Below are 6,865 nucleotides of genomic sequence, written 5' to 3'. Positions count from 1 at the left end.
CCAGCCGCTCGCCCGCCAGGATCACCGCGCCCGGGGTGCGCAGCAGTTCGGCCGCCCGCCCGTCGTCGTCGGTCAGCGGCTCGTCCGCCGCCAGCGCCGCGAACCACTCCGGCTCGGTGCCGGGAGCGGCCGGCAGCAGCGCGCCGTGCAGCTTCGCCAGGCCCCGGGAGCCGAACGCGGCCACCGAGAACACCTTCAGGCCCGTCGCCCGGGTCGCCTTGCGCAGCCGCAGGAAGACGATCGGCGACTCCTCCTCCGGCTCGAAGCCCGCCAGCAGCACCGCCGGCGCCCGGTCGAGGTCCTCGTACGCCACCCCCGTGCCGTCCACGTCGACGCCCCGCCCGGCCACCGCCGCGGCCAGGAAGTCCGCCTCCTCACCGCTGTGCAGGCGGGCCCGGAAGTCCACGTCGTTGGTGCCGAGCACCACCCGCGCGAACTTCCCGTACGCGTAGGCGTCCTCGACCGTCACCCGGCCGCCGGCCAGCACCCCGGTCCGGGCCCCGCGCAGCCCCTCGGCCGCCCGGACCAGCGCCTCCGGCCAGGAGGCCGGCACCAGCTCGCCGTCCACCCGCACCAGCGGGGTGGTCAGCCGGTCGCGCTGCTGGGCGTAGCGGAAGGCGAAGCGGCCCTTGTCGCAGTTCCACTCCTCGTTCACCGCCGGGTCCTCGCCCGCCAGCCGGCGCAGCACCTTGCCGCGCCGGTGGTCGGTGCGCTGCGCGCAGCCCGAGGCGCAGTGCTCGCACACGCTCGGCGAGGAGACCAGGTCGAAGGGGCGCGAGCGGAACCGGTACGCCGCCGAGGTCAGCGCGCCCACCGGGCAGATCTGGATGGTGTTCCCGGAGAAGTACGACTCGAAGTCGTCGCCCTCGCCGGTGCCGACCTGCTGCAGCGCCCCGCGCTCCACCAGGTCGATGAACGGGTCCCCGGCGATCTGCTGTGAGAAGCGGGTGCAGCGCGCGCACAGCACGCAGCGCTCGCGGTCCAGCAGCACCTGGCTGCTGATCGGCACCGGCTTCTCGTAGGTGCGCTTCATGCCCTCGAAGCGGGAGTCGGCGGCACCGCTGGTCATCGCCTGGTTCTGCAGCGGGCACTCGCCGCCCTTGTCGCAGACCGGGCAGTCCAGCGGGTGGTTGATCAGCAGCAGCTCCATCACGCCGCGCTGCGCCTTCTCGGCCACCGGCGAGCTGAGCTGGGTGCGCACCACCATGCCCTCGGCCACCGGGATGGTGCAGGAAGCGACCGGCTTGCGCTGGCCCTCGATCTCGACGATGCACTGGCGGCAGGCGCCGGCCGGGTCGAGCAGCGGGTGGTCGCAGAAGCGCGGGATCTGGGTGCCGATGGTCTCGGCGGCCCGGATCACCAACGTTCCCTTGGGGACCCGCACTTCGACGCCGTCGATGGTGAGCGTGACCAGTTCGACCGCGGTCTCGGAGGCGGTTGGCTCTGTGATCGTCACGCGTGCACCTCCCTTTCGGTGGCGGACTGGTGGCCGGGGCGGGGGCCGTCGGCCCAGACGGTGGAGGCGGCCGGGTCGAACGGGCACCGGCGCTCGGCCAGGTGCTGCTCGTACTCAGCCCGGAAGTGCGTGAGCGAGGAGACGATCGGGCTGGCCGCGCCGTCGCCCAGTGCGCAGAAGGACTTGCCGTTGATGTTGTCGGCGATGTCGAGGAGCTTCTCCAGGTCCCCGTCGACGCCCTCGCCCGCCTCGATCCGCTTGAGCAGCTGGACCAGCCAGTAGGTGCCCTCGCGGCAGGGGGTGCACTTGCCGCAGGACTCGTGGGCGTAGAACTCCGTCCAGCGGGTGACCGCGCGCACCACGCAGGTGGTCTCGTCGAAGACCTGGAGCGCCTTGGTGCCGAGCATCGAGCCCGCCGCCCCGACGCCCTCGTAGTCCAGCGGGACGTCGAGGTGCTCGTCGGTGAACATCGGGGTGGAGGAACCACCCGGGGTCCAGAACTTCAGCCGGTGCCCTGGGCGGATGCCGCCGCTGAGGTCGAGCAGCTGGCGCAGCGTGATGCCGAGCGGGGCCTCGTACTGGCCGGGGTTGGTGACATGGCCGGAGAGCGAGTAGAGCGTGAAGCCGGGGGACTTCTCGGTGCCCAGGGCCTTGAACCACTCCTTGCCGCGGGCCAGGATCGGCGGCACCGAGGCGATCGACTCGACGTTGTTGACCACCGTCGGGCAGGCGTACAGGCCGGCGATCGCCGGGAACGGGGGCCGCAGCCTGGGCTGGCCGCGTCGGCCCTCCAGCGAGTCGAGCAGCGCCGTCTCCTCGCCGCAGATGTAGGCGCCGGCGCCGGCGTGCACGGTGATGTCGAGGTCGATGCCCGAGCCGAGGATGTTCCGGCCCAGCAGCCCCGCCCCGTACGCCTCGGCGACGGCCGCGTGCAGCCGGCGCAGCACCGGGACGACCTCGCCGCGCAGGTAGATGAAGGCGTGGTCGCAGCGGATCGCGTAGGAGGCGATGATCATGCCCTCGATCAGCGCGTGCGGGTTGGCGAACAGCAGCGGGATGTCCTTGCAGGTACCCGGCTCGGACTCGTCCGCGTTGACCACCAGGTAGTGCGGCTTGCCGTCGTTCTGCGGGATGAACTGCCACTTCATGCCGGTCGGGAAGCCCGCGCCGCCGCGGCCGCGCAGGCCGGCGTCCTTGACCAGGGCGATCACGTCGTCCGGCGGCATGGCGAGGGCCGCCTTGAGGCCCTCGTAGCCGTGGTGGCGGCGGTAGGTGTCGAGCGTCCAGGGACGGCTGTCGTCCCAGGAGTCGGACAGGACCGGGGTGAGCAGCTTCTCGGCCGGCTCGGCGGACGTCATCACGCTTCGCTCCCTTCCTGGCCGTTGCCCGCGGGGCGGGAGGCGTCGGGGCGGGGCGGCTCGTTGCGCGGGGAGACGACCCTGGTGCCGGGGGCGCCGGGCAGGGCCTCGCCGCGGGACAGCCGCAGGCCGGCCAGGGAGGGCGCGCCGCCGGCACCGGACTCGTCGTTGGCGCCCGGGCGCTCGTCGGGGAAGCCGGCCAGGATCCGGGCGGTCTCCTTGAAGCCGCACAGCCGGGCGCCGCGGGTGGGCCGGACCTCACGGCCGGCGCGCAGGTCGTCGACCAGCTGCCGGGCGCTCTCCGGGGTCTGGTTGTCGAAGAACTCCCAGTTGACCATCACCACGGGCGCGTAGTCGCAGGCCGCGTTGCACTCGATGTGCTCGATCGAGACCTCGCCGTCCCCGGTGGTCTCGTTGTTGCGGATGCCCAGGTGCTCCTGGAGCTCGGCGAAGATCTGGTCGCCGCCGAGCACCGCGCACAGGGTGTTGGTGCAGACCCCGACGTGGTACTTCCCGGCCGGGCGGCGCCGGTACATGGTGTAGAAGGTCGCGACCGCGGTGACCTCGGCGGTGGTGAGGTCCAGCTGCTCGGCGCAGAAGCGGATACCGGTCGGGCTGACGAAGCCCTCCTCGGCCTGCACCAGGTGCAGCAGCGGCAGCAGCGCCGAGCGGGGCTGCGGGTAGCGGCCGATCAGCTCGGCCGCGTCGGCGGCCAGCCGGGCGTGCACCTCCTCGGGGTACGGTGCGGCCGGCAGTGCCGGCAGTCCGAGTTCGACGTTGGTCACCGGTCCACGCCTCCCATCACCGGGTCGATCCCGGCCACCGCGACGATCACGTCGGCCACCTGGCCGCCCTCGCACATCGCCGCCATCGTCTGCAGATTGGTGAACGACGGGTCCCGGAAGTGGACCCGGTACGGCCGCGTCCCGCCGTCGCTGACCACGTGCACGCCCAGCTCGCCCTTGGGCGACTCGACCGCCGCGTACGCCTGACCGACCGGCACCCGGAAGCCCTCGGTGACCAGCTTGAAGTGGTGGATCAGGGCCTCCATCGAGGTGCCCATGATCTTGCGGATGTGGTCGAGGGAGTTGCCCATCCCGTCCGGGCCGACGGCCAGTTGAGCGGGCCAGGCGATCTTCTTGTCGGCCACCATGACCGGGCCCGGCCGCAGCCGGTCCAGGCACTGCTCGACGATCCGCAGCGACTGCTTCATCTCCTCCAGGCGGATCAGGAAGCGGCCGTAGGAGTCGGCGCTGTCGGCGATCGCAACCTCGAAGTCGTAGTCCTCGTACCCGCAGTACGGGTCGGTCTTGCGCAGGTCGTGCGGCAGGCCGGTGGCCCGCAGGATCGGGCCGGTGGCGCCGAGGGCCAGGCAGCCGGGCAGGTCCAGGAAGCCGACGTCGACCAGACGGGCCTTGAACACCGGGTTGCCGGTGGCGAGTTTGTCGTACTCGTGCATCCGGGAGCGGAAGACCTTGACCGCCTCGCGGATCTGGTCGACGGCGCCGGGCGGCAGGTCCTGGGCGAGGCCGCCGGGGCGCACGTACGCGTGGTTCATGCGCAGGCCGGTGACCAGCTCGAAGACGTCCAGGATCAGCTCGCGGTCCCGGAAGCCGTAGATCATCAGGGTGGTGGAGCCGATCTCCATGCCGCCGGTGGCCAGGCAGACCAGGTGCGAGGAGATCCGGTTGAGCTCCATCATCATCACCCGGATGACGCTGGCCCGGTCCGGGACGTCGTCGGTGATGCCGAGCAGCCTCTCGACCGCCAGGCAGTAGGCGGTCTCGTTGAACAGCGGGGTCAGGTAGTCCATGCGGGTCACGAAGGTGGTGCCCTGGACCCAGCTGCGGAACTCCATGTTCTTCTCGATGCCGGTGTGGAGGTAGCCGATGCCGCAGCGGGCCTCCTTCACTGTCTCGCCGTCGATCTCCAGGATCAGCCGCAGCACGCCGTGGGTGGACGGGTGCTGGGGGCCCATGTTGACGATGATGCGCTCGTCGTCGGCCCGGCCGACCGCCTCGACCACCTCGCCCCAGTCGCCGCCGGTGACGGTGAAGACCCGGCCCTCGGTGGTCTCGCGGGCGTCTGCTTCCTCGGTCTCTCCAAAGTGCTGGGTGTTCATCAGCTGTACGACCTCCGCTGGTCGGGAGCCGGGATCTGGGCGCCCTTGTACTCGACGGGGATGCCGCCGAGCGGGTAGTCCTTGCGCTGCGGGTGGCCCAGCCAGTCGTCCGGCATCATGATCCGGGTGAGCGCCGGGTGGCCCTCGAAGACCAGCCCGAAGAAGTCGTAGGCCTCGCGCTCGTGCCAGTCGTTGGTCGGGTAGACGCTCACCACGGAGGGGATGCGCGGGTCGGCGTCGGGCGCGGTGACCTCCAGCCGGATCAGCCGGCCGTGGGTGATCGAGCGCAGGTGGTAGACCGCGTGCAGCTCGCGGCCCTTGTCGCCTGGGTAGTGCACGCCGCTCACGCCGAGGCACAGTTCGAAACGCAGCGCCGGGTCGTCGCGCAGGATGCGGACGGTCCTCAGCAGGTGGTCACGGTCGATGTGGAAGGTGAGCTCGCCGCGGTCGACCACGGTCTTCCCGATCACCTCGACCGGGTCCAGGCCCTGCTCCTCCAGGGCGCCCTCCAGCTCGTCGGCGACCTCGTCGAACCAGCCGCCGTACGGGCGTTCACTCGGGCCGGGCAGCGCGATCGGGGCGGACAGGCCGCCGAAGCCGGAGGTGTCGCCACTGCCCTTGGCGCCGAACATGCCCTGGCGGCGGCCGACCACCTCGACCGGGATCTCGCGGACCGGCTGCTCCCGGCGGGTCTCGGGTACCTGGTCGTTCATCGCAGCTGCTCCCGCATCTCACTGATCGGGGTGGCCTTGAGGGCGAGCGCCTCGCCGAGCTCCTCGGCCCGGCGCTTGTTCACGCCGAGCGGCTCGTGCTGGATCTTGTCGTGCAGCTTCAGGATGGCGTCCATCAGCATCTCCGGACGGGGCGGACAGCCGGGCAGGTAGATGTCCACCGGGACGATGTGGTCGACGCCCTGGACGATCGCGTAGTTGTTGAACATCCCGCCGGACGAGGCGCAGACGCCCATCGAGATGACCCACTTGGGGTTGGGCATCTGGTCGTACACCTGGCGCAGCACCGGGGCCATCTTCTGGCTCACCCGGCCCGCCACGATCATCAGGTCGGCCTGCCGGGGGGAGCCCCGGAAGACCTCCATGCCGAACCGGGCCAGGTCGTAGCGGCCTGCGCCGGTGGTCATCATCTCGATCGCGCAGCAGGCCAGACCGAAGGTGGCCGGGAAGAGTGACGCCTTGCGCACCCAGCCGGCGGCCGTCTCCACGGTCGTGAGCAGAAAGCCGCTCGGCAGCTTCTCCTCGATTCCCATCAGATCCCTCTCAATGCCCTCAAGACCGCTGATACGTGGGCCGGTTCTGGCTTGTCCGCTCTTTCACAAGCGGGCGCACAGCCGGCGGACGGGTGGGGTCACCACCCCGCGCTCGGACCACCCCGCGCTCAGTCCCACTCCAGGCCGCCGCGCCGCCACACGTAGGCGTACGCGACGAAGACGGTGGCGATGAACAGGAGCATCTCGACCAGCCCGAAGATCCCCAGGGCGTCGAAGGTCACCGCCCAGGGGTAGAGGAAGACGATCTCGATGTCGAAGACGATGAAGAGCATCGCCGTCAGGTAGTACTTGATCGGGAACCGACCGCCGCCCACAGGCTGCGGGGTCGGCTCGATGCCGCACTCGTACGCCTCCAACTTGGCCCGGTTGTAGCGCTTGGGGCCGGTGAGTGAGGCCATCACGACGGAGCCGACCGCGAACGCCGCCGCGATGGCACCGAGTACGAGGATCGGCGCGTAGGCATTCATAGCCCCCGCTCCCTCCGTCCAGTCGTCCTTGACTGCAGATCGGAACCGGCGGGTCACACTGAGGTGAACCCGCGTTCCAGTTCCCGAGATCCACCTCATGTGAGGCAGTTCACAAAGCCTGGAACGAGCGCATCCTATGCCTGTCGGCTTGTGATCTGCGACACGCAGTTCACCGCC

At 70.8% G+C, this 6,865-nt stretch carries 7 protein-coding genes; all 7 read right to left on the bottom strand.

Translation table 11 applies throughout. The features are described from left to right. Positions 1-1,456 (bottom strand): NADH-quinone oxidoreductase subunit G (locus KS423_RS07350; RefSeq protein WP_224276341.1); only part of this gene is annotated, 1,456 nt, incomplete at its 3' end. Continuing rightward, positions 1,453-2,814, bottom strand: a complete 1,362-nt coding sequence (gene nuoF / locus KS423_RS07345) for an NADH-quinone oxidoreductase subunit NuoF (protein WP_224276339.1) — start codon at positions 2,812-2,814, stop codon at positions 1,453-1,455. The genes nuoF and KS423_RS07350, both read right to left, overlap by 4 nt. Then, positions 2,814-3,599: an NADH-quinone oxidoreductase subunit NuoE gene (gene nuoE, locus KS423_RS07340; protein ID WP_224276337.1), complete on the bottom strand. Its 786-nt coding sequence runs from the start codon at positions 3,597-3,599 to the stop codon at positions 2,814-2,816. Before nuoE ends, nuoF begins: the two co-directional genes overlap by 1 nt. Then, positions 3,596-4,936, bottom strand: coding sequence for an NADH-quinone oxidoreductase subunit D (locus tag KS423_RS07335; RefSeq protein WP_224276335.1), 1,341 nt, complete (start codon positions 4,934-4,936; stop codon positions 3,596-3,598). Before KS423_RS07335 ends, nuoE begins: the two co-directional genes overlap by 4 nt. Further along, entirely contained in the window at positions 4,936-5,649 is a 714-nt protein-coding gene (locus tag KS423_RS07330; protein WP_224276333.1) for an NADH-quinone oxidoreductase subunit C, read from the bottom strand. The genes KS423_RS07335 and KS423_RS07330 overlap by 1 nt, the downstream gene beginning before the upstream one ends. Then, positions 5,646-6,200 carry an NADH-quinone oxidoreductase subunit B family protein gene (locus KS423_RS07325; protein ID WP_224276331.1) on the bottom strand — a complete coding sequence of 185 codons (555 nt, stop codon included), beginning with the start codon at positions 6,198-6,200 and terminating at the stop codon, positions 5,646-5,648. Before KS423_RS07325 ends, KS423_RS07330 begins: the two co-directional genes overlap by 4 nt. A gap of 128 nt (positions 6,201-6,328) precedes the next feature. After that, complete coding sequence (locus tag KS423_RS07320; protein ID WP_030060100.1) at positions 6,329-6,688, bottom strand: NADH-quinone oxidoreductase subunit A; 360 nt, start codon at positions 6,686-6,688, stop codon at positions 6,329-6,331. Positions 6,689-6,865: the final 177 nt, after the last annotated feature.

Source organism: Streptomyces sp. LS1784, assembly GCF_020103755.1.
GTDB lineage: Bacteria > Actinomycetota > Actinomycetes > Streptomycetales > Streptomycetaceae > Kitasatospora.
Note: the sequence above shows the minus strand (reverse complement) of the source record. Positions and strands in the feature narration are given on the sequence as shown.